At 74.7% G+C, this 22,829-nt stretch carries 19 protein-coding genes and 1 pseudogene; 4 read left to right on the forward strand and 16 right to left on the reverse strand.

Going from position 1 to position 22,829, the window contains the following annotated elements; translation table 11 throughout:
* Positions 1-40 precede the first annotated feature (40 nt).
* The 5 genes from ACIRFH_RS31650 to ACIRFH_RS31670 form a co-directional block, all read right to left on the reverse strand.
* Positions 41-304: an acyl carrier protein gene (locus ACIRFH_RS31650; protein WP_403528382.1), complete on the reverse strand. Its 264-nt coding sequence runs from the start codon at positions 302-304 to the stop codon at positions 41-43.
* Positions 305-429: 125 nt separating this feature from the next.
* Positions 430-1,638 carry a beta-ketoacyl synthase N-terminal-like domain-containing protein gene (locus tag ACIRFH_RS31655; RefSeq protein ID WP_403528440.1) on the reverse strand — a complete coding sequence of 403 codons (1,209 nt, stop codon included), beginning with the start codon at positions 1,636-1,638 and terminating at the stop codon, positions 430-432.
* 215 nt (positions 1,639-1,853) lie between these two features.
* On the reverse strand, positions 1,854-3,119 hold the full coding sequence (locus tag ACIRFH_RS31660; RefSeq protein WP_403528385.1) for a beta-ketoacyl-[acyl-carrier-protein] synthase family protein: 1,266 nt from the start codon (positions 3,117-3,119) through the stop codon (positions 1,854-1,856).
* A gap of 131 nt (positions 3,120-3,250) precedes the next feature.
* Complete coding sequence (locus ACIRFH_RS31665) at positions 3,251-4,060, reverse strand: thioesterase II family protein (protein WP_403528388.1); 810 nt, start codon at positions 4,058-4,060, stop codon at positions 3,251-3,253.
* A 108-nt stretch (positions 4,061-4,168) separates the two neighbouring features.
* On the reverse strand, positions 4,169-4,990 hold the full coding sequence (locus ACIRFH_RS31670) for a BTAD domain-containing putative transcriptional regulator (RefSeq protein ID WP_403528391.1): 822 nt from the start codon (positions 4,988-4,990) through the stop codon (positions 4,169-4,171).
* Between the two features lie 368 nt (positions 4,991-5,358).
* Between ACIRFH_RS31670 and ACIRFH_RS31675 the strand changes: the two genes are divergently transcribed.
* Positions 5,359-6,087 (forward strand): thioesterase II family protein, encoded by a 729-nt coding sequence (locus tag ACIRFH_RS31675; protein WP_403528394.1) that lies wholly within the window; start codon positions 5,359-5,361, stop codon positions 6,085-6,087.
* On the forward strand, positions 6,084-7,136 hold the full coding sequence (locus ACIRFH_RS31680; protein ID WP_403528397.1) for a BTAD domain-containing putative transcriptional regulator: 1,053 nt from the start codon (positions 6,084-6,086) through the stop codon (positions 7,134-7,136). The genes ACIRFH_RS31675 and ACIRFH_RS31680 overlap by 4 nt, the downstream gene beginning before the upstream one ends.
* Before the next feature lie 11 nt (positions 7,137-7,147).
* Here ACIRFH_RS31680 and ACIRFH_RS31685 read toward each other — a convergent pair.
* From ACIRFH_RS31685 to ACIRFH_RS31695, 3 genes and pseudogenes are all read right to left on the reverse strand, one after another.
* Positions 7,148-7,773 (reverse strand): annotated as a pseudogene (locus tag ACIRFH_RS31685) (IS630 family transposase); the annotation flags it as partial.
* Positions 7,774-8,230: 457 nt separating this feature from the next.
* A complete protein-coding gene (locus ACIRFH_RS31690) occupies positions 8,231-9,262 on the reverse strand; it encodes a 3-oxoacyl-ACP synthase III family protein (protein WP_403528400.1) in 1,032 nt (343 codons plus the stop codon).
* Complete coding sequence (locus tag ACIRFH_RS31695; RefSeq protein ID WP_403528403.1) at positions 9,259-10,029, reverse strand: thioesterase II family protein; 771 nt, start codon at positions 10,027-10,029, stop codon at positions 9,259-9,261. Before ACIRFH_RS31695 ends, ACIRFH_RS31690 begins: the two co-directional genes overlap by 4 nt.
* 198 nt (positions 10,030-10,227) lie before the next feature.
* On the opposite strand from ACIRFH_RS31695, the gene ccrA reads away from it, so the two are divergent.
* Both ccrA and ACIRFH_RS31705 read left to right on the forward strand, forming a co-directional pair.
* Entirely contained in the window at positions 10,228-11,577 is a 1,350-nt protein-coding gene (gene ccrA / locus ACIRFH_RS31700) for a crotonyl-CoA carboxylase/reductase (protein ID WP_403528406.1), read from the forward strand.
* A complete protein-coding gene (locus tag ACIRFH_RS31705; protein ID WP_403528409.1) occupies positions 11,574-13,325 on the forward strand; it encodes a 3-hydroxyacyl-CoA dehydrogenase family protein in 1,752 nt (583 codons plus the stop codon). The genes ccrA and ACIRFH_RS31705 overlap by 4 nt, the downstream gene beginning before the upstream one ends.
* A gap of 103 nt (positions 13,326-13,428) precedes the next feature.
* Here ACIRFH_RS31705 and ACIRFH_RS31710 read toward each other — a convergent pair whose 3' ends face one another.
* The 8 genes from ACIRFH_RS31710 to ACIRFH_RS31745 all read right to left on the reverse strand — a co-directional run bounded on the left by ACIRFH_RS31710 (position 13,429) and on the right by ACIRFH_RS31745 (position 22,682).
* Positions 13,429-15,777: an AAA family ATPase gene (locus ACIRFH_RS31710; RefSeq protein ID WP_403528413.1), complete on the reverse strand. Its 2,349-nt coding sequence runs from the start codon at positions 15,775-15,777 to the stop codon at positions 13,429-13,431.
* 10 nt (positions 15,778-15,787) lie between these two features.
* Complete coding sequence (locus ACIRFH_RS31715; protein ID WP_403528416.1) at positions 15,788-16,351, reverse strand: flavin reductase family protein; 564 nt, start codon at positions 16,349-16,351, stop codon at positions 15,788-15,790.
* Between the two features lie 133 nt (positions 16,352-16,484).
* Positions 16,485-17,315 (reverse strand): 4'-phosphopantetheinyl transferase family protein, encoded by an 831-nt coding sequence (locus ACIRFH_RS31720; protein WP_403528419.1) that lies wholly within the window; start codon positions 17,313-17,315, stop codon positions 16,485-16,487.
* Positions 17,312-19,195: a polyketide synthase gene (locus tag ACIRFH_RS31725; RefSeq protein ID WP_403528422.1), complete on the reverse strand. Its 1,884-nt coding sequence runs from the start codon at positions 19,193-19,195 to the stop codon at positions 17,312-17,314. The genes ACIRFH_RS31720 and ACIRFH_RS31725 overlap by 4 nt, the downstream gene beginning before the upstream one ends.
* Before the next feature lie 19 nt (positions 19,196-19,214).
* Positions 19,215-19,994: a phosphopantetheine-binding protein gene (locus ACIRFH_RS31730; RefSeq protein WP_403528425.1), complete on the reverse strand. Its 780-nt coding sequence runs from the start codon at positions 19,992-19,994 to the stop codon at positions 19,215-19,217.
* Between the two features lie 217 nt (positions 19,995-20,211).
* On the reverse strand, positions 20,212-20,856 hold the full coding sequence (locus ACIRFH_RS31735) for a ScbR family autoregulator-binding transcription factor (protein ID WP_403528428.1): 645 nt from the start codon (positions 20,854-20,856) through the stop codon (positions 20,212-20,214).
* A 40-nt stretch (positions 20,857-20,896) separates the two neighbouring features.
* Positions 20,897-21,727 (reverse strand): BTAD domain-containing putative transcriptional regulator, encoded by an 831-nt coding sequence (locus ACIRFH_RS31740; protein ID WP_403528431.1) that lies wholly within the window; start codon positions 21,725-21,727, stop codon positions 20,897-20,899.
* A 274-nt stretch (positions 21,728-22,001) separates the two neighbouring features.
* Positions 22,002-22,682, reverse strand: coding sequence for a ScbR family autoregulator-binding transcription factor (locus ACIRFH_RS31745; RefSeq protein WP_403528434.1), 681 nt, complete (start codon positions 22,680-22,682; stop codon positions 22,002-22,004).
* Positions 22,683-22,829: the final 147 nt, after the last annotated feature.

Raw genomic sequence — 22,829 nt, forward strand, 5'->3', positions numbered from 1 at the left:
CGGGAGCACGTTCAGCGAGGCCATGGCCGTGGTCCGCCCGTCAGGCCGCGGTGCGCGCGGCCAGCGCCCCGTTGACGAGGTCCAGGTACTGCCGCGGCGTCTCCGCCTCGTCCAGTGCCTCCTCGTCGAGCATCAGGTCGTGGTCCCGCTCGATGACGCCGGTGACCTGGAGCAGCGCCAGCGAGTCGTAGCCCAGGTCGAGGAAGGGGGTGTCCAGGACGTCGCCGTCCACGTCGACGCCCTCGCCCTCCCCCGCGCACTCGCGCAGCAGTTCGGTGAGTCGGTCAAGTTCCAGCCGGTCCACGGTGTGCCTCTTCTCCTACGGGTTGGCGGGGTGGGTGGTGGGCGGACGGCCCCGGCGGTGCGGGACCGGTCGCGTCGGTGCGCGGCTCCCGCGGCCGCCGGCGCGCCGCCGTGCTCGTACTGCCGTCAGCGCGCGGCCCGTACGACCGTCGCCGCGTTGAAGCCGCCGCGGCCGCGGGCCAGGACCAGCGCGGTGCGCAGCCGGGCGGGGCGGGCCGCGCCGGTGACCAGGTCCAGCGGGCAGTCGTCGGCGGCGCGGACCGTGCCGAGGGTCGGCGGGATCACCTGGTCGCGCAGGGCGAGCAGCGCTGCCGCGAGGTCCACGGCCGAGCCGCCCGACAGCAGCCGCCCGGTCATCGACTTGGGTGCGGTGACCGGCACGCCGTACGGCCCGAACAGCGCGGCCAGTGCCTCGGCCTCGGCCCGGTCGGCGGCCCGTTCGCCGGCCGCGTCGGCGAACACGACGTCCACGTCGGCGGGGGTGGTCCGGGCGTCGGCCAGGGCGAGTTCGGCCGCCGCCCGCAGCCGGGGGGCGCCGGTGCCGGGCGCGGGGTCGAAGGTGGCGGCGCATCCGGCGACGGTGCCCAGCACCGCGGCCCCCCGGGCGCGGGCGGCGTCGCCGTCCTCCAGCACCAGCAGCGCGCCGCCCTCGCCGACCACGTGGCCGCGGGCGTCGGCGTCGAAGGGCAGGTAGGCCCGCTCCGGGTCCTCCTCGGTGCTCATGCCCCCGGCGGCCAGATGCGCGGTCCAGCCCCACGGGCACAGCGTGGAGTCGGCGCCGCCGGTGACCACCGCGTGCACGCCTCTGCGCAGCTGGCGCCGGGCCTGGGCGACGGCGTCGAGACCGCCGGCCTGCTCGGAGACGACGACTCCGCTCGGGCCGCGCAGCCCGTGCCGGATGGAGATCTGGCCGGAGTTGGCGGCGTAGAACCACGCGAACGACTGGTAGGCGCCCACGTGCCGGCTGCCCCGGCTCCACAGGGCCTGGAGTTCCCGCTGGCCGAACTCGAACCCGCCGGCCGCGTTGGCGGTGACCACGCCGACGGCGTAGTCGGGCAGGCGGGCGGGGTCCAGCCCGGACGCGCCGAGCGCCTCCCCGGCGGCGGCGAGCGCGAGCCGCGTCACCCGGTCGGTCTGCGGCAGCAGCCGCCCGGGCACGTGCTCCTCGTCGGCGAACCCGGGCACCTCGCCGGCCAGCCGCACCGGGAAGCCGGAGGCGTCGAAGCGGGTGACCGGCCCGATGGCGCTGCGGCCGTCGAGCATCGCCGCCCACCACGCCTCGGTGCCCACCCCGCCCGGCGCCACGACACCGATGCCGGTGACGGCGGCCTCCATGTGCCGGATGCCGATCAGCCCCTGCTGCGGCACCGTCCGCGTACCGATCACGTCGAACTCCTCCCCCTCGCTGCGGCCGTCCGTCACCGCACCGGCCCGGCCCCGCGCACCACCGGGCGCGAGCGGGTCCGTGTCCCGTGTCCCGGCCGGTCCCGCGGCCCGAAGGCCGTGCGCCCCGGCCGTCTCCCCGCCGGCCGTGCGCGGCGCGACGGCCCTCATGCCGCCGCCTCCGCCCGCGGCGCGGTGAGCACCATCGCGCTCTGGAAGCCGCCGAAGCCGCTGCCGACGCTGAGCACGGTGTCGGTGCGCTGTTCGCGCGCGACCAGCGGCGTGTAGTCGAGGTCGCAGGCCGGGTCCGGGTCGTGCAGGTTGGCCGTGGGCGGTACGACGTCGTGTTCGATGGCCAGCGCGCAGGCGGCGATCTCCAGCGAGCCGATCGCCCCCAGCGAGTGCCCGATCATCGACTTGATGGAGCTGACCGGGACCCGGTGCGCGTGCTCGCCCAGGCTCCGCTTGAACGCGGCCGTCTCGTGCTTGTCGTTCTGCTTGGTGCCCGAGCCGTGCGCGTTGACGTAGTCGACCGCCTCGGGGTTCAGCCGCGCCTCCAGCAGCGCGATCCGGATCGCCTCCGCCATCTCCTCGCCGTCCAGCCGCAGCCCGGTCATGTGGTAGGCGTTGGAGCGGCTGGCGAACCCGGCGATCTCGGCGTAGACGTGCGCGCCGCGCCGCAGCGCGTGTCCGTACTCCTCCAGGACGAGGACTGCGCTCCCCTCGCCGAGCACGAACCCGTTGCGGGTGCGGTCGAAGGGGCGCGAGGCCGTTTCCGGCTCGTCGTTGCGGGCACTGGTGGCGCGGATCGCGTCGAACGAGGCGAGCGTGATCGGGGTGATCGGCGCCTCGGACGCGCCGGCGACCATCACGTCGGCACTGCCCTCCCGGATGAGTTCGACGGCGTGGCCGAGCGCGTCCAGGCCGGAGGTGCAGCCGGTGGAGACGACGGCCACCGGGCCCTGCGCACCGCAGTCCCGGGCCACCTCGGCGGCCATCGAGCTCGGCACGAGGTAGTCGCCGAGCCGCGCCTCGGCCCGGGTGTGGTCCAGTTGCCAGTCCGCGCCGTACTCGCTGACGTGCGCGTACGTCTCGTCCAGGCCGCTGCTGCAACCGACCGCGCTGCCCAGGGTGACGCCGGTGCGGTGCGCGACCGCGCCGATGTCCAGGCCGCTGTCGCGCACCGCCTCCCGCGCCGCGGTCAGCCCGAACTGCGCGGCCCGGTCCAGCCGCCGCGCCTCCTCGGGCGCGAACCCGTGCCGGGCCGGGTCGAAGTCGGCCTCGGCGGCGATCTGCGAACGGAACGTCGAGGCGTCGAAGAGCGTGATCCGGCGAGTGGCGGTACGGCCCTCGGTCAGCAGCGACCAGAACGCCCCGGTGCCCACTCCGCCGGGCGCGACCACCCCGATCCCGGTGACGGCTACTCGTCTCATCGGCTGTCCCTCATGGCTGCTCCTCCTGTGGTCGGCCGCCACCGCGGCCTGGTTCGGTCACCGCCGGGTCCGTTCCCGGGCGTGACGGGGGCAACGGCGCCACCGCGGCCCGGCGCCGCGCGGGACACCGCCTAGCCGTGCGCGGCGGCGGCGAGCGGCGCCGCGGTCACGGCCGGTACGGCGTCCGCGGCCACCGGGCCGACGCCGTCCGCACCGGCGGTCCGGCCGACGACCCGGCAGGCCCGTCCGAGCAGCCGGGGCAGCGCGTGCCCCCGTACGAAGAAGTGGTCACCGGCGACGGTGCGCCGCACCACCGGCCCCGCGGTCCAGCGGTCCCAGCCCGCCATCGCGCCGGGCGGCGCCAGCGGGTCGCCGTCGCCCGCGACGGCCAGCAGCGGCACGGTGAACGGGCCGCCCGCCACGGGCGTGCGGGCGGCGCGCCGCAGGTTGTCGGCGAGCGTCAGGTCGTCGCGCAGCACCGGCAGCACCGCGCGGTGCCACAGACCGCCGGGGCGCGCGCCCTCGGGCACCGCGCCCATGGAGTCGAGCAGGTCCAGCAGCCGGCCGGGGGATTCCCGGCAGGCGTCGGAGATCTCCGAGGCGGCGTCCGGCGGCGGACACGCGCCCACCGCGAGCAGCGCGGGCGTCGGCAGCCCGGCCTCGTGCAGGGCGCGGGCGAGGGTGTAGGCGATCATGGCACCGAGGCTGTGCCCGTAGAGCACGTACGGTCCGCTCGGCGCGCGGAAGCCGTCGGACAGGTCGGCCAGCAGTGCCTCGCGCGTGGTCACGCGGGGGTCGCGGCGCCGGCGTTCGCGTCCGGGCAGCAGGTGCGGCACGGGCCTCACCCCGGGGCCCAGCCGGGCCGGCCAGCCGTGGAACGCCGAGACTCCGGCCCCGGCGTGCGCGAAGCAGTGCAACGGCACCGGCTGTGCGTCGGGCATGGCTGATCCCTTCTCGTACGGCTCCCGCGGCCCCCATCGCTGCTGCGGCCGTGCGCGTCCCGCGCGCCCGCCCCAGCGTCGGGCGGGCGCCTCGAGCGGCGCTCGGGCTCAGACGGCGTAGAGGTCGAAGGTGGAGGAGCGGCGCGGCCCGCAGACCTGGTCGAGCGCCGGGTCGACGGTGAGCATCGCCTGGTGCAGCCGCTGCAGTTGCGGGGACGGCTCCACGCCCAGCTCCTCGATCAGCCGGCCGCGCAGCCGGCGGTAGACGTCCAGCGCGGTGGCCTGCCGGCCGGAGCGGTACAGCGCCACCATGGCCTGCGAGTGCAGCCCCTCGTGCTGGGGGTGACGGGCGACCAGGTCGGTCAGCTCCGCGAGGAGCTCGGCGTGCCGGCCGAGCCGCAGGTCGGCGTCGATCCGGCGCTCGATGGTGACCAGCCGGCTCTCCTCGAGCCGCATCACCTCGATCTCCAGGATCGGCCCGACCCGTACGTCCACCAGCGCGGACCCCTGCCACATGGCGAGCGCGTCGCGGAACAGGTCCGCGGCCCGCTCGTCGTCGCCGCTCTCGAAGGCGGCCTGGCCGGCCGTCACCAGCTGCTCGTAGCGGTGCACGTCGACGCTTTCCTGCGGGATCTGCAGCAGGTAGCCGCCGTGCCGGGTGGCCAGCACCTCCTTGGCCGTGCCGGGGGCGCCGGGCCCCATCGCGGTGCCGAGGCGGCGGCGCAGCTGGAGGATGTACGTCTGCATGGTCGTCATGGCGCTCTGCGGCATCTCGGTGCCCCAGATCTCCTCCATGAGCGTGGGCACCGGCATGACCCGGCCCGGATAGAAGGCGAGCAGAGCGAGGATCTGCCTCGGCTTGCCCGCGGTCGGAACGATCGAGATCCCGTTGACGTCGGCGCTCAACGGACCCAGAACCTGTATCTCCATGGTTTTCCTCCCCGTGCCGGTCGAGTGGTCGAGGCCCCTCGTTGGCGCAAAGCCGTCGGCCGTCCAGCACGCTAGCCCCGTTCCCGCCGCACCCCCCGGGATCTCCAGGCGCGTTCGAGCGACTCTCCACACACGGCCTTCCCACCTGCGTCCGCCCTGCTCAAGAACGCTTGTACGACCGCTGGAACGGCACTCGCGCCCCCGCCGCCGCCCCGCGGCGCCGGTTATCGTCCCTGTGGCCGGGCCCCGGCCCCGCCCTCCGCACCGCGGCCGGATCCCGAGCTTCCGCATACGCGCACCGCACGACCCGCCCATGACGACCCGACCGGACCGCCGACGCCGCCGCCGGCGGCAGCAGGGAGCCCCGAATGGAACTGCGCCTGTTCGTGTTCCACCACGCCGGTGGTTCCCACCTGGCGTACCGCGACTGGCCGGGCCGCTTCCCCGCCGACTGGGACGTGCGTCTCCTCGACGCCCCCGGCCGCGGCCTGGAGAGCGACCGTCCCGCCATCGGCGACGCCCTGCGCCTGGTCTCCTGGTTCCGCACCGAGCTGGACGCCGAACTCACGGGCCCCGTCGCCCTGTTCGGGCACAGCATGGGCGGCCTGATCGCCTATGAGCTGACCCGCGCCCTGCTCGCCGAGGGCCGCCCTCCGGTGTGGCTCGGCCTGTCGGCCCGCAGCGTCCCCCGTCCCGGGGGCGACGGCACCCGCCGCCACCTGCTCTCCGACGAAGGACTCCGCCGCGAACTCGCCCTCATGGGCGGCACTCCCGCCGAGGTCCTGGACAACCCCGAGCTGTGGGAGCTGTTCTCCCCCGCCATCCGCGACGACCTCCGCCTGGTGGAGACCTGGCGTCCGCTGCCCGACCCCGTGCCGATGCCCGTACCGCTGTCCGTGTACGGCGGCACCCACGACCCGGTCGCGCCCCCGGACCGTCTGACCGGATGGGCCGGGCACAGCACCCGCCACCTCGGCCTGCGCCTCTTCGACGGGGGTCACTTCTACTTCCAGCCCGACCCCGCCCAGCTGACCGCGCACATCGCGGCCGACATCCGCGCCGCACTCGCCCTGTCCGATCCCGCGGTGCCCCGATGACCGACCCGGGCACCACCCCGACGGCCTCGGCGACCGGGACGGCCGACCGCCCGGCGCCCACCACCGGCACCGCTCCCGCCCCCGGTGGTGAAGGGACCAGCGGCGGGACCGAGTTCCGGCTGCTGGGTCCCGTGGAGTTCCACGACGCCGCCACGGGCACCGCCGTCGTTCCCCCGGGCTCCAAGCAGCGCGCCTTGCTGTCCGCGCTCGTCCTGCACGCCGACCGGCTGCTCTCCGTCGACCAGCTCACCGAGGAACTGTGGGGCGACCGGCCGCCCGCGAACGCCGCCAACGCCCTCCAGGCCCACGTCGCCCGGCTGCGCCGCCTGCTGTCCGAGCCCGGCCGGCCCCTGCCCGGCCACGAGTGGATCAGCACCCTGCCCACCGGCTACCTGCTGAGCCTCGGCGACGCCACCACCGACGTCCAGCGCTTCAACCGCCTGTCCTCCCAGGGCCGTGCCGCGGTCGCCGCCGACCCCTCGCACGCCGCCCGGCTGCTGCGCCACGCCCTGTCCCTGTGGCGCGGCCCCGCCCTCGCCGACAGCCGCTACGGCCCGATCTGCACCAGCGAGGCGGACCGGCTGGAGGAGAACCGGCTCACCGTCCTGGAGTCCCTGTACGAGGCGAGCCTGCGCTGCGCCCGCCACGGGGAGATCACCGGCGAACTGGAGAAGCTCACCGCCGACCACCCGCTGCGCGAACGCTTCTACGACCTGCTGATGGTCGCCCTCTACCGCAGCGGGCGCCAGGCGGAGGCCCTCGGTGTCTACGAACGCGCCCGCCGCCGCCTGGTGGAGGCACTGAACATCGAACCGGGCCCCGCCCTGCGCGCCCGTATGGAGGCGATCCTCAACCACGCCCCCGACCTGTCCGCCCCGGCCCGCCCGGCCCCCGGCGGCCACCACGCCGCGACCCTCACCGACGCCCTCGAACTGGGCGGCGAGATCGCCCGCCTCCAGCAGCGCATCGACGAGCTCAACCGCTGCCAGGAGGCCCTGGTCCGACGCTTCGACACCCTGGTCGCCCACCTGCCGGAGACGGCCCGGTGACCGGGGGCTGAGATTCGCCGGCAGCAGGCGGCGACTTTGCCGAGGATCCCGTCGGCGGTCTTCGTCCAGACGAAGGGCCTCGGGTGCTCGTTCCCGTCGGCGAGCCAGGCCCGGATGTCGCGTTCGAGGGCCTGGACGAACTCGTCGGCGTGGAGCGCAGGTGGAAACACGGATGCGCCGGCAGCCACTTCTTGACGGTGGGCGTCTTGTGGGTGACGTAGTTGTCCAAGATGAGATGCACCTCGAGCTCGGCGGGCACTTCCTTGTCCGGCTTGGCCGGGAACTTCTTGAACTCCACGGCCCGGCGCCCGCGGTGCAGAGAGCTGGTCACTCTGCCGGTGGCGACCTCCGGGGCCGCGAACAGGGTGGTGGTGCCGGCCCGGACGTAGTCGTGACTGCGGCGCTCGGGAAGCCCGGGCATCATCGGCACCACGGGCTGGGACCGGTCCAGGGCCTGGATCTGCGACTTCTCGTCCTCACACGGCACCAGGGCCTTCTCCGGCGGATCCGGGCAGAGGCCGACGACGTCACGGACCTTGTCGATGAACAGCGGGCCCGTGGAGATCAGAGACGTCTGCGAGCGGTGCGGTGCCCGGGCGAACGCCCGCCAGATCCGCGAGACCGTGGACTGGGACACTCGCGCGGCGGGTTCACCACCAAGCTGCGGCTGGCCGTCGAGCAGGGCCGGAAGCCCGTGTCGATCGTGATCGCAGCAGGGCAGCGCGGGGACTCGCCGCAGTTCTCATCGGTGCTGGAGAAAGTCCGCGTACCCCGTATCGGACCAGGCCGACCAGGCGCGCAACCGCCAGAAGCTCGGCCCCCGCGGTGGTCGGCCGCCGCATTCCGACCCTGCCGATTACCGCGAGCGCCACGCGGTCGAGTGCGGAATCAACCGCCTCAAGCGGCACCGGGCCGTGGCGACACGGTACGACAAGCTCGCCGTCCGACACGAGGCCGCCGTGCTGATCGCCGCGATCGATGAGTGGCTGTGAGGCTGGCGGTCACGCCTCCTCCGAGGCCGTGAGCCCTGACGCCAGCGACTTGAACAGCGGATGCCGCACCCCGACGAGGGGCACGCGGCCGCGACGGACGGCTCAGCGCCCCCAGCGCAACAACGTCGTGCCCAGCGTCATCCCCCCGCCGAACCCGGCGAGCAGCACCAGTTCCCCGTCGCGCAACTCCCCGCCCGGCGAGCCGGGCCCCCGGCGGGCGCGGTCCAGGGCGAGCGGGACGGAGGCGGCGCCGGTGTTGCCGTGCCGGTCCACCGGCAGGTGCATCCGCGCCGAGGTCAGCCCGAGCCGCCCGGCGACCGAGCGCAGCATCTCCCCGTTGGCCTGGTGCGGCACGAAGTGGTCGACCTCCCCGGGTGCCACCGAGAACCGCTCCAGCGTCCCCGCGACCGCGAGCGGCAGCTCCCGCTCGACGAACTCCCGTACGTCCCGGCCCCGCATGCGGAACCAGTGGTCGCCGCGCGCCACGGTCTTCTCCGTCGCCGGCTGTCTGCTGCCGCCCGCGTGCACCCCGATCAGCCCGTTCAGATGCCCGTCGGTGCGCATCGCCGTCCCGATCAGGCCCCGTCCCTCACCCACCGGCCCGATCACCACCGCGCCGGCCCCGTCGCCGAACAGCGGCGCGGTCCTGCGGTCGGCCGGGTCGATGATCCGCGAGTACACCTCGGTGCCGACGACCAGCGCGCAGTGCCGCCCGCCGCCCCCGCCGCCCGCCAGCAGCCGGGCGGCGGTGTGCAGCGCGGCCACGAAGCCCGCGCACACGGCGTTGACGTCGAAGGCCGCGGCCCCGTACGCGCCCAGCCGGTGCTGCACGAACGCGGCGGTCGCCGGCTGGGGATGGTCCGGCGTGGACGTCGCCACGACGATCCACGCGAGGTCCTCGGCCCGCACCCCGGCATCGGCCAGCGCCGGCGCCGCCGCCTCCGCGGCCAGATCGGACGCCGCCTCGTGGTCGGCGGCGTACCGCCGCTCCACGATGCCGGTCTTGCGCTCGATCCACTCCGCGCTCACCCCGGCGCGTTCCCCGACCGTGTCGTTGGTGACGACCCGCTCGGGCAGATACGAACCGGTGCCCAGGATCCCGACCCCGGGCACGGCCGGCGCGTACACGGTCACGACGCGACCGCCGGCGACATCGCCCGCTCCAGTTGCTCCTCGATCGTGCGCAGCACCGGCTCCTGCTGGTCGACGAGGAAGAAGTGCCCGCCGGGCAGCACGTTCAGCTCGAAGCCGGACGTGGTGTGCGTGTGCCACGCCTGCACCTCGCCGGCCTCCGCCTTCGGGTCGCGGTCGCCGGTGAACGCGGTGACCGGGCAGTCGAGCGCGGGCCCCGGCCGGTAGCGGTAGCGGCGCACGGCACCGTAGTCGGCGCGCAGCGCGGGAAGGATCATGCGCAGCGTCTCCTCGTCCTCGAGCAGCGCGTCGCCGGTGCCGTTGAGCCGCCGTATCTCCGCGACGACCTCCTCGTCGGTGCGGGGCTGCCAGTCCCCGGCGCCGTCCAGCGACGGTGCCCGGCGCCCGGAGACGAACAACCGCGCCGGCCCGCGGCCGGCCGCCTCGAGCCGGCGCGCCGCCTCGAACCCGACGATGGCGCCCATGCTGTGCCCGAAGAGGGCGTACGGCTTGTCCGTCCACGGCCCGAGGGCCTCCACGATCCGCTCCGCGAGGACCTCCAGATCGGTGGCCGCCGGCTCCTGACGCCGGTCCTGGCGGCCCGGGTACTGCACTGCCAGCACCTCGACACGAGGGGACAGGGCGCAGGCGACGGGGAAGTAGAAACTCGCCGAGCCGCCCGCGTGCGGCAGGCACACCAGACGTACGGGCGCCTCGGGAGCGGGGCGGAAGTTCCTGAACCACGGGCTGTCGCCGCGATGTGCGGTCATGAGTTCTCCTAGCCGGTTCCGGGCGTGCGTCACCCCAGGATGTGCGGCGCCGGCACCCTCCGCTTCCCCTGTCCTCCCCCTGAACCCGCGCCCCCTGGGTCAGGGCGAACACAGGGGGTGGCCCGGGGTACCCCGCCCGGCGCCGCGCGTCCACGCTGGTGTCCGACGTGCCGTTGCAGCCGAGAGGACCGGGAACACGTGGACGAGATCATCAGTGCTGTGGTCGGTGAGGCGTCGCCGGGCGACGTCGCCGCGCTGCGCCTGCCCGAGTCCTACCGGGGCGCCGTGGTACGTCGTGAGGACGTCGCCATGTTCGAGGGCATGGACTCGCGCGACAAGGACCCCCGCAAGTCCCTGCACGTCCAGCAGGTGCCGGTCCCCGAACCGGCCGCGGGCGAGGCGCTGATCGCGGTGATGGCCTCCTCGGTGAACTACAACACCGTGTGGTCCGCCATCTTCGAACCGCTGGCGACCTTCGGCTTCCTGGAGCGCTACGCCCGCCTGTCCGAGGACACCGCCCGCCACGACCAGCCGTACCACGTCATCGGCTCGGACCTGTCCGGTGTCGTCCTGCGCACCGGCCCCGGCGTGAACCGGTGGAAGCCCGGTGACCGGGTGGTCGCCCACTGCCTGTCGGTGGAACTGGAGTCCGCCGACGGCCACGGCGACACCATGCTCGACCCCGAGCAGCGCATCTGGGGCTTCGAGACCAACTTCGGCGGCCTCGCCGAGTTCGCGTTGGTCAAGGCCAACCAGCTGATGCCCAAGCCGGCCCACCTGACCTGGGAGGAGGCCGCCGCGCCGGGCCTGGTCAACTCCACCGCCTACCGCCAGCTGGTCTCCCGCAACGGCGCCCAGATGAAGCAGGGCGACAACGTCCTGATCTGGGGAGCGAGCGGCGGCCTCGGCTCCTACGCCACCCAGCTGGCCCTCGCCGGCGGCGCCAACCCCATCTGCGTGGTCTCCAGCGGCCAGAAGGCGGACATCTGCCGCTCGATGGGCGCCGAGGCGGTCATCGACCGCGACGCCGAGGGCTACCGCTTCTGGAAGGACGAGAACACCCAGGACCCGAAGGAGTGGAAGCGCTTCGGCAAGCGCATCCGCGAGCTGACCGGCGGCGAGGACGTCGACATCGTCTTCGAACACCCGGGCCGCGAGACCTTCGGCGCGTCCGTCTACGTCGCCCGCAAGGGCGGCACCATCGTCACCTGCGCCTCCACCTCCGGCTACCGGCACGAGTACGACAACCGCTACCTGTGGATGTCGCTGAAGCGCATCATCGGCTCGCACTTCGCCAACTACCGCGAGGCCTGGGAGGCCAACCGGCTGATCGTCAAGGGCCGGATCCACCCCACGCTGTCGAAGGTCTACTCCCTGGAGGAGACCGGCCAGGCCGCCTACGACGTGCACCGCAACCTCCACCAGGGCAAGGTCGGCGTGCTGTGCCTCGCCCCCGAGGAGGGACTCGGCGTCACCGACCCCGAACTGCGCGCCCGCCACCTGAAGGCCATCAACCGCTTCCGCGAAGGGCAGGACCAGACCCCATGACCGCGCAGAGCCCACTCCCCGCCCCCGCGTTCGGCATCGTCGGCCTCGGCTCCGTCGGCGAGGCCCTGCTGGTTCTGCTGCACGCGGCCGGTCACCGCGTCGTCGGCGTCGACACCGACCCCGAGGTCCTCGCCCGCGTCGGCCGGCGCCTCAAGGCGGCCGGCGCCACCGACGCCCCCGAGCCGGTCCTGACCGATGACCACGCCCTGCTGCACGGGGCGGCCCTGGTCGTCGAGGCCGTGCCCGAGGACCGGGCCGTCAAGACCGGGGTCCTGCGCCGCATCACCGGTGTCTGCCCGCCCGGCACCCCTGTGATCACCACCACGGCCGCGGTTCCCCTCACCCGGCTCGCCATCGCCTCCGGGCGCCCCGCCGACCTCGCCGGTCTGCGCCTGTTCACCCCGCCGACGGCCGGCTCCCCCGCCGAGCCCGTCCGCACGGCCCTGACCTCCGCCGAGACCGCCACCGCCCTGGACCGGCTCCTCGACGCCGCCGGACTCACCGCCGTGGAGGTCGGCACCCGGCCCGCCGCCGACGCCACCGCCCTGGTCCTCGGGCTGTTCAACCGCGCGGCCGCCCTGCTCGACGAGGGCTACGTCCCCGGCCACGCCATCGACACCGCGATGCGCCTGGGCTGCGGACTGCCCGCGGGCCCCCTCGAGACCCTCGACCGCATCGGTCTGGACACCGCCCACGCCGCCCTGACCGACCTGTGGCAGCGCACCGGCGACAGTTCCTTCGCACCGGCCCCGGTGCTCGACCGGATGATCGGCGAGGGCCGCCTGGGCCGCAAGACCGGCCGCGGCTTCCACTCCTGGGACGAGACCGGGACGCTCCTGCCGGAGCCCACCGGCGCCCCGGACGAGATCACCGCCCGCCCCGTGCACCGCGTCGGCGTGCTCGGCTCCGGCGCCATGGCCCGCGGCATCGCCGAGGTCACCGCCGTCGCCGGTCACCCCACCGTTCTCGTCGCCCGCAGCACCGACAAGGCGCGGGACGCCCTGGAGGCCGTCGCCGGCTCCCTCACCCGCGCCGTGCGCCGCGGCAAGGTGACACCGGCCGTCCGCACCGAGGCACTGGCCGCGCTGCAGGGCACCGCGCGGCTCGCCGCGCTCGCCGACTGCGACCTCGTGATCGAGGCCGTCGCCGAGGACCCCGACGTCAAGCGGGAGATGTTCACCGCGCTGGGCGAGGTGTGCGCCCCCGGCACCGTGCTGGCGACCACCACCTCCAGCCTGTCCGTCGCCGCCTGCGCCGAGGCCTCGGGCCGCCCCGCCGACGTCGTGGGCCTGCACTTCTTCAACCCGGCTCCCGTGATGCGGCTGGTGGAGATCGCCCACGCCCCGGACACGGCCCCCGCCGTCCTCGCCACGGCCCGCGCCTTCTGCCGCGGGCTTCGCAAAACCGCCGTGGAATGCCCCGACCGCACCGGCTTCATCGTCAACAGCCTGCTCTTCCCCTACCTCGGCGCGGCCCTCGCCCTGCTGGACCGTCCCGGCGCCGACGACCGCGTCGTCGAGCACACCGACACCGCCGTGCAGCACGGATTCGGCTACCCCATGGGGCCCTTCGCCCTGCTGGACACCATCGGCCTGGACGTCTCCCTCGCCATCCAGAACCGCCTGTACGAGCGTTTCCCCACCCCGGACCATCTGCCCTCGCCCGCCCTCGCCGAGCTCGTGACCGCCGGCCTGCTGGGCCGCAAGAACCGTTGGGGCCTGCGCACAGCCTCCCTCCCCGCCCGCTGACGCCCGCGCCCGGCCGTCATCCCCCTCCTTCCCCCCACGGCCGGGCGCGGTGCACGAAGAACCGTCCCACCGCGGAAGGGCGGTGATCATCACGCCGTGACCGTCAGGACACGCCCACCGCGGCCCGCGCCCGCGGCCCCACCAGCTCCGCCAGGTCGCCCCGCGATTTCACCCGCAGCTTCCGGTACACGTTGGTGAGGTGCTGCTCGACCGTGCTCGGCGTGACGTACAGCCGCGCCGCGATGGCCCGGTTGGTGCAGCCGTCCGCGGCCAGCACGGCGACACGCCGCTCCGCGCGGGTGAGCACCGCGGTCGGATCCGCGTCCGGCACCCCGCCCAGGCCGCGCAGTGCCTGCGCCGCGGGCCGCCGCCAGTCGAGCGCGTCCCCGGGCGGTGCGCCCCAGTCCGCCAGCAGGTCGCGGCAGGCGTGGAAGTCGGCGAGCGCGGCCCGCGCCCGGCCCACCGCCAGGTGATGCCGGCCGCGTGCCAGCAGATAGTGCGCCCCGGCCCGGGTGCGGAACATCGCCTCCGGCACCGGCACCCGCAGCAGCCGCGCCGCCTCCTCGTGCGCGCCCCGCTCGGTCGCCGACCGCACCCCGGCCGACAGCGGCATTCCCAGGGCGAGTCCCCAGGCGCTCGGCGACAGCAGCGCCAGCGCCCGGCCGGCGTACGCGCCGCCCCTCTCGTGGAGCCCCGTGCGCGTATGGACGACGGCCGCCGCGGCGAACGCCACGGCCCGCCGGGCGGGCGTGCCGCGCATCCGTTCCGCCCCGGCCGTCAGCGCGCACCACTGCGCGGCCCGTTCCGTCTCACCGGTGTGCAGCAGCGCCACCAGAACGGCCGCGACCGCGGGTGGCGGCGCGTGCCCGTGCACGATCGAGTCCAGCACCAGCTCGACGGTGTCCACATCGGGCACCGCGGGAGATCCGTCCGGCATCGGCCGCACATAGCCGAGCGCGGCCCGCACCTCCCGCACGGCCGTGCTCTCCCCGAGCCCGGCCACGGCCCGTGCGGCCTGTTCGTGCCGGCCGTGCCACAGCAGCAGCCCGGCCGCCTCCGCCTTGCGCTTCGGGCCGGTCAGCGGGTCACCTGGCGGGTCGCTCCCTTCGCCCTCCAGCTCGCGTTCCAGCGCGGGCAGATGGCGGATCACGGACGCCGGATCGTTCTCCCACTCGGCACGGGCGAGCGCGGCCAGCATGTCGCCCGCGAGCGGTCCGCCGCCGCGGGCACGGTGCGTGGCACGCAGGAACTGCGCGGCCCGGTGCGCTCCGCCCGCCCGCAGCGCGTGCCGCGCCGCCTCCTCGAGCAGGGGGGCCGCCCAGGCGGGTCTCCCGGTGGCCCGGCCGTCCACGGGTTCACCGGCCTCGCCCGCCCCGGCGGCGACCAGGTGCACGGCGACCACGGGCGGTTCGGCGCCGTCGTCGTAGAGCACACGGGCCGCGCGCGAGTGCAGCCCTGCGCTCTCCTCGGCGGTCAGCGCTTCGAGGACGGCGGCGCGCACACCCCGGTGGCGCAGCCGTCCGCCGTCCAGCAGCCCCATGGCGTCGAGGCGCTCCATGCGCGAGGACACGGTCCGTTCGGGCACGGCGAGGAACCGGGCGAGCCGGGTCAGCGTGGCGTCCTCGGCGAGCACGGCCAGGGCGCGGGCCGTCCGCGTCACCGCCGTCCCCGCGCCGCGCAGGCATCCGCGGACGGCGGCCCGGAAGGCGGTTCCGGCGACCGGCCGGGCGGGCCGTACCGGCTCGCAGTCGCGGTGGTCGTCGAGCAGGCCGCGCAGCAGGCGCGGGTTGCCGCCGGTGAAGCGGTGCCAGTGGGGGGCGAGCCGTTCGGCGGTCGCCGCGTCCATCGCGCCCTGGGCGGGCGCACCGAGGAACTCGGCGACGCCGTCCTCGGGCAGCGGCTGCAGCGGCACGCGCACACAGCGCGCGTGCTCCAGCAGTTCCGCGAGCGGCAGGGACAACGACGGGCGCGGCTGCCCGCCCAGCACCAGCAGCACGTCGGTGGCGGCCAGCCGGCCGCACAGATAGAGCAGGCTCCGCGCGGACGCCTCGTCCGTGTGGTGCACGTCGTCCACGACGACAACCGCCGGCCGGCCCGGCCGCAGGGCGCGCAGAGCGTCGTACAGCACCTGCGGCTGCGCGTCGCCCGGCCGCACGCCCGCGCCCTGCCCCGCCCGGTGCGCGGCCGTGGGGATGCCGTGGTTCCCGGCGCCGCTGAGGAGCTGGCTCACCACGCCGAGCGGCAGCTCCGCCTCCGCCGGGGAGGCACACGCGTACAGCACCGCCGCACCGGCCGTGGCGGCCCGTGCGGCGAAGGCCCGCAGGAGGGCGCTCTTGCCGGTGCCGGGGCTGCCCGTCACCAGCGCGACGGCGCCCCGGGTCCGCCGGACCTCCGCCAGCAGTTCGTCCAGCAGCCGGAGTTCACCGTCCCGCCGTGTCAGGTCCACCAGCATCCCCCCGTCGTCAGGCTGCGTGCACGGCCGCCTTTCCGTCCTGGAAAGTCTGCACAGGAGCGTGGAAGGCCCGCTGGTACCAGACCAGAGCCCCGCTCGAACCGCGCCCCCGTGTCTCGGCCGGGGTGCCGAGCAGCAGGTCGTGGTCCCCGGCGGTCACGACACCGGCCGTGGTGCAGCGCAGCGCCACCGCCGCGTCCGGCAGATACGGCAGCCCGCTGCCGGGCCACTCCTCGAACTCGCCGCCCGCGAACCGGTCGACGCCGGGGGCCGCGAACCGCCGGGCCAGTTCGCCGTGGTGACCGCCGAGCACGTTGACGACGAACTCCCCCGCCGCCAGCAGCGGCTGATGGCAGCTCGTCCCCCGGGTGACGCCGACCAGCAGCAGCGGCGGTTCGGCGGAGACGGAGGTGACCGAGCTGGCGGTGAATCCGCGGCGGCGGCCGTCGGTGCCGACGGTGGTGACGACGGTGACCGGGGCGGCGAGCCGCGCCATCGCGTCCCTGAACTGACAGGCGTCGACGACCTGCTGGGCGGCGGCCGCGCGGGGGGCGGACACGGAGGTCAGGGACACGAAAGCACTCCTTCGGGGCCGGCACACGGGCGGTCCGCCCCATCCTCGGCCCGCCCACGGCGCACCGAGAACCCCAGAATGCGCGCCGCGCCCCGGACCTCCCCCCTGGGCCGCCCCCCTGCATCACGCCCCCTCAGCCCGACAGCGCAACCGGCTCGGGCAGCGTCAGCAGCCGGTGCGCCGCCCGCTCCCACGGGAAGCCGTGGTGCAGGTGCAGCTCGGGCGAGGCGTCGTCGTCGGCCAGTACGGCCACCGCGGCCAGCACATCGGGCACCGGCTCGAGTTCCACGAAGCGCCAGCCCCGTCCGCTGTCCTGCTCCGGCGGCTGGAAGGCGAGCACGCCCCGGTCCTCGGCCAGGGTGAAGGAGAACGCGTCGAAGGGCAGCCCGAGCCCGAGCCCGCGCGCCTTGGAGTACGCCTCCTTCAGTGTCCACAGCCGCAGCACCCGCCGGTCGCGGGGCCGGCCGGGCGCCGCCTGCGCCACCCAGGCCTGCTCGGACTCGGTGAACGTCTCCACGACGGCGCCGAAGCCCTGGTCCCCCCGGTCCAGCCGTTCCACGTCCACGCCGATGCGGTGCCGGCGCACCACGCCGAGCAGATTGTGGCCGTGGGCGTGCGAGAGGTTGAAGTCCAGTTCCCGGCCGCCGCGCGGCAGTCCCTCGGCCGGTTTCTGCAGGAAGGGCCGCCCGCGCGAGGACCGCCAGATCACGGCTTCCGCCTCCGGGATCCCGCTCTCCAGCGCGAGCACCCGTCGCACGAGCGCGTGCGCGACGAGGTACTGACGCCGGTCGCGCTCGAAGAGAAACCTTCCGGCGATCTCCTGCTCGTGCTCGTCCAGCCAGTGTCTGGTCAGGATCGCCGCGATGCCGGGGGCGAGTTCGTCGTTGGGACAGAACCACAGCTTCACCGGCTCGGGGTGCTCGCGGGTGTTCAGGCGGCCGGCCGCCGGGGCCTGCTCGGTCATGTGGCGGACTCCGACCGCCGGGCCGCACCGGCCTCGCGGCCGGCCCCCAGCCACAGGGGCCTGCGCAGGAGCACCGACGGCGGCGGAACCACCTGCGTCGCCTCCCCCGGCACCGCGGTCTCCAGTGCGCCCCAGTCGACGTCGACCCCCTGCAGCCACAGTCTGCTCAGCTGTTCCAGACGCCCTTCCCGCCACAGTGCGGCAAGGTAGTCACGGGTCTCCGGCACCTCGTTCAGCCCCAGCGGATCCGCCGCCCCTCCCCGCAGGTCGGCCCACCGCAGCACACCACCGGCGTCCGCGTCCCCGCCGTCCGTGACTCGCCTCAGCACGGCGACGAGATGCGGTACGTCGCGGACGAGCACCGCGATCCGGCAGGGCAGGGCGGCCCGCCCTCCGCGCAGGGCACGGGCCACCCCGGCCAGCCGGCCGGCGCCGTCCTCATCGTGCCCGTCCCGCCCGTCCAGCCAGTCCGCCAGTCGTCCGGCGGTGGCGGCCAGATGCGCGGGCGTCGGCGCCGACAGCAGCACCAGTTCCGGACGCCGTGCGCCGTCCTCCCCCGTCGCCCGCCGGCGCGGCGGCCCGCCCGGGGCGGCCAGGTGTTCCTCCACCACGACACCGGCCACATGCCCGCCGTCCGCCGACACCTCGACGCCGGCGGTGCGAGGCAGCTCGCGCCCGCGCGCGTCCGTCGCCCGCGGCCAGGGTGCGCCCGCCCCCGCGCCGTCCCGGGGGACGAGCACGCCGTGCCGCACCTGCAGTACGGCGGCGGTCAGCGCCGCGATCCCGGTGGCCGCCCCGGCGTGCCCGGTCCGCGCCGCGGTGCTCTCCCTGGTCTCCTCGACCTCGCACCCCTGGCCCGTCCCGCCCCGGCCGGCCGCGACCGGACCCGGTCGCCGCGGGCCGAACCCGCTGAAGGTGTCCCGCAGTACGGCATGGATCCGGTCGCCGTCGGCGAGCGCCCGGGCCAACGGCTTGAGCACGACGGCTCCCACACCCTCCCCCGCCCCGTCCCGGGCGCGCGAGGGATGCAGCAGCAGTTCGACGCCGCCGGCGACGGCCGCCGCGCACTCGCCCCGGCGCAGTGCCCCGACCGCGAGATGGACGGCGGTCAGGGCGGAACACTCGGCGGTGTCGACGGCCTGCGCGGGCCCGGTCAGCCCGAGCAGCCCGGCCGCCGTCCCGGACGGCCCTCCGTGGCCGCCCGCCGGCATCTCGCGCGCGTCGTTCGCCCAGGCGGCCGCCGCAAGCAGCGCGTAGTCGAAGGAGCCGACCCCGGCGAACACCCCGACCGCACGCGGCGCGCCTTCGGCGGTCGTCAGCGCGTCCAGCCGGGACCCGGTGCAGCCCGCGTCCTCCAGGGCCTCCCAGACCACCTCCAGGAACAGCCGCTCCTGAGGATCCGTCGCCGTGCCCCGGGCCGCGGTGACACCGAAGAACTCGGGGTCGAAGTCGGCCGCCCCGTCCACGAAGTACCCGCGTTGCCCCTCAGCCAGCGGGTTGTCGCCGGGCCGGGCGACGGGCGCGGGCGCGGACGTGTCACGGCCCTCCCGCAGATTCTCCCAGTAGGCGTCCACATCGCTCGCCGACGGATAGCGCCCGGCGATACCGACGACGGCGTACCGATCGTCGACCGCCGCCTTCGGGTCCCCACCGGTCGCCGGAGCCGTCCTCACGACGGCGTCCCCGGCCCCGGTCCGACCGGACGCAACGGCCCCGGCGGCCCCGGCCGGCCGGTCCGCCACGGGTGGGACCCGCGGTGTCTCCGGTTCCGCCACGGCCGCCGGCACGGCCACGTCGACCGCCCCGGTCAGCAGTCGTGCCGCCTGCTGACGGTCGAGCGTCCCGGCCTTGAAGCGCGTGAGTATCTCGCGTTCGTTCATCGCACAGCACCCGGCCTGTTCAGTCGCGGCGCGGCAGCAGCGCCACCGCGTCGTCGATGGACAGCCGCCCGTCGTGCACCGCGTCGAGCAGCGCGTCGAGGTCCATGCCGTCGCCCGCGGACACCGCTGCCGCGGCCGCAGGCGCCGGGGCGGGCGCGGCGGAGGCGATGTACGCGGCCATCGCCGTGAGGTCGGGGTGGTCGTACAGCGTGACGGCGCGTTCGTGCAGCCCGTAGATGCGGTTGATGGTCGCGACGAACTCCGCGCCCAGGATCGAGTCCACGCCCAGCAGGTTGAAGGCGGTACGGGTGTTGATGTCCCAGGGGTCGCAGCACAGGATCCGGGCGAGCTCCTCCCGCAGCACGTCCAGCACCGCTCCCCCGCCGGGCGCGGCGGCCCCGGACGCGGGCTGCGGCAGCCGCACGGCCGGAGCGACCGGTGCGGGCCTGTCGACGCGCGGCGTGGAGGAGGCGGCGGCAGGCCCGCACCGGACCGGCGCCGTTGCCGGGGCGGCCCCCGGCGTTCCCCGCTCCCGGGCGACATGCCGGGCGAACGCCAGCGGCGTCGGCTGGTCCAGCAACGCGTCGGCCTTGACGGCCGTGCCGTAACGGGCGTTGACGGTGGCGACGAACTCGACGGTCAGCAGCGAGTCGAGCCCCAGCGACCGGAACGTATGGCTCGGGTCGATCTTCTCGGGCTTCAGGCGCAGGACCGCGGCGAGCATGACCACGAGTTCGGTGAGCAGGTCGTCGGGCGAGGCGGACGCCGTGGCCGGAACTGTCTGACTGTCATGCGGCATGGGTTGACTCCAAGTGATCCGTCCCGGCAGGCCGACGACGGAAGTATCGAAGGTGCGTACGGTCCGGGACCATCGCCGACCGGGATGAAGCCGCGCACCGCGACTGGCCCGTGCGAGGGATCACCTGCCGCCTCCTACTCCGTTCGAGCGAGTGAGGGCCGACCCACGGGACGGGACGAGAGGTGGACAGAGGACGAGAGCGGACAGGGCGCCGGGCTCAGGCGGCCTCGGCCGGCCGCGCGAGCAGCCCGGCGGCGTGGACGTCGTAGCGCCCGGCATGCCCGGCCGGCACCAGGGAGTGCAGCAGGAACTCCCACGAGGCCCCGACCCGGCGCCTCAGTTCCGGGTACCGCATGCCGGACTCGGCGAGCACCTCGAGTCCGCACACGGCCGCGGACAGCAGGGCTTTCGGCCCGTCGGCGTCCAGCTGCTCACGCAGCTCACCGGCCGCCCGGGCCTGGTCCACGAGCCGCACCACCTCCGTGATCCAGGCCTGGTGGAAGTCGGCCACCGGATGCTGCCGACCGGCGCACTCCTCGGTGATACGGAAACTCGCCCGGATCACCGGATCCTCGTACAGCGTCCACGCCAGCCAGTGCGACAGGTCGATCAGCCCCTGCACCGGCGGCACCCCCGCCTCCCCCTGCCGCACGACGAAGTCGCGCAGCACGGACTGCCCTTGTTCCTGTACGGCGTCGGCCAGCCCGTCCTTGGAGGCGAAGTGGAAGTAGAGCGCCCCCTTGGTCAGGCCCGCCGTCCGGGCGATCTGCCCGAGTGTGGCGCCGGCGTAGCCGTTGCGGTCGAACGTCTCCGCCCCCGCGCGGACCAGCCTGCGCCGTGTCCTCTCCGACCTGGCCTGCATCTCGGCTCCTCCTCACCCACAGGCTCACGTGCGTGGTCCCTCAGCCCACCCGGCTGAGCCGTTCTCCCCCGGCCGCCGGCTGGCCGAGCACGGGCTCCGGCCCCGACATGAGGATCGACCGCTGCATCCGGCGCAGCCCGGCGGACGGCTCTAGGCCGAGTTCCCGCACGAGCGCCGTGCGCAGCCGCTGGTAGACCTCCAGCGCCTCGCTGCGCCGGCCGGAGCGGTGCAGCGCCAGCATGAACTGCCCGTGCAGGTTCTCGTGGGTGCGGTAGCGGCGGACCAGCACGGTGAGTTCACCCAGCAGCTCACGGTGGCGGCCCAGCCGCAGATCGGCCTCGATGCGCTGGTCGAGCGCGCACAGCCGGCTCTCCTCCAGCCGCTTGGCCTCCATCTCCAGCTGCGGCCCGGTCTGCACGTCGGCGAGCGCGGACCCGGTCCACAGGCTCAGGGCGTCCCCCAGCTGGCGGGCCGCGCCGGTGAAGTCCCCGGCGTCCATGGCCCGGTAGCCCATGCCGGCCAGCTGCTCGAACTGGCAGACGTCGATGGTGCCGCCCGAGGCGTTGAGGAGGTACCCGCCCGGGGAGGTGACGAGCACGTCCTTGGCGGAACGCCGGGCGGCGTTCTCGGGGTCGCGCTCCACGGCCGCCGCGATCAGCTCCCGCAGCTGCAGCACGTACGTCTGCAGCGTGGTGCGGGCGCTGCGCGGCGGCCGGTCGCCCCACAGCTCGTCGATGAGCGTCGCCACGGGCACGACCTGATCGGCATGAAGGGCGAGCAGCGCCAGCACCTGCCGCGGCTTCGGTGCCGTCGGAGTCACCGAGACCCCGTTCTCCCGGACACTCAGTGCGCCCAGAACGTCGATGTCCATGCCGTCTCCCCTGTCCCCGTGCATGTTGAGTCGTGAGCCCAGCCGTCTGGCGGCATGTCCACAACTAAAAAACAGGACGGACGGTTTGTCAATATCAAACCGTCCGCGCTGTTTTTATTTTCCAGATGGAGCATTTACCGCGCTAAATGCCCGTTTTACCCGTTGATATAACGATGGAAGCCCCCCTTCAAACAGACCACAGGCTCCCACCTCCGACGCACCACACGGGCAAACCGGGACAAAAAACAGCTTGACCGGTCTGTTTTTTTGAGGTTCAAAGCGTCCCGGGGCGGCTTTGCCCTCCCACGACGGGATCGGGTTCACCACGCTGAGCTCCCACCCGGCCCCGCGTGCTCCACCCCGCACTCATCTGCGCATGCCGCTCGGTCAGCCGCGGCAGCAGCAGCTCCCAGAAGCCGGCGACCTTCTTCTCCGACAGCCAGGCCTTGTCCTCGGTGCCCATCACCTCGAACCCCATGGTCGCCGCCACGATGGCGGCCGCCGCGTCGTCCGCGGACACCCCCTGTGCCAGCCAGCCTTCCTCCGCGCTGCGCCGCACCATTCCCTCCACCCACTGCTGCCACTCCCAGCGCAGCGTGGGCCCCTCCCCCCGCCCCGGATCGCCCGACAGCTCGAAGCCGGCCCGTACGACGACGTCCTCGGCGATCCGGTTCATCAGCCCGTGGGTGGCGTCGATCAGCCCCGCGAGCGCCCGGTCGTCCCGCGCGGACGCCTCCCGGACGATCCGGCGCACCGCTTCGAGCGCCTCGCTCTCGACCGCCTCGGCCAACGCCTTCTTGCTCTCGAAGTGAAAGTGCAGGGCTCCGCTGCTCACTCCGGCCCGTCGGCTGATCGCCGAGAGCGAAGCGGACACGAAACCCTCCTGCGCGAAGACCTCGGCCCCGGCACGGATGAGTGCCTGGCGGGTACGGGCCGCGCGTTCCTGCTTGACCATCAGTCATCTCCTGGCCGGATCCGCGGTCCCGCGGCGGCTGTCGTACGTGCGTTCACTGCGGCGGGTTGCCGTGCTTGCGGGAGGGCAGGTCGGCGTGCTTGGTCTGGAGCATCGCCAGGGACCTGATGAGGACCTCGCGGGTCTCGG

This window comes from Streptomyces sp. NPDC093586 (assembly GCF_044764905.1).
Lineage (GTDB): Bacteria > Actinomycetota > Actinomycetes > Streptomycetales > Streptomycetaceae > Streptomyces.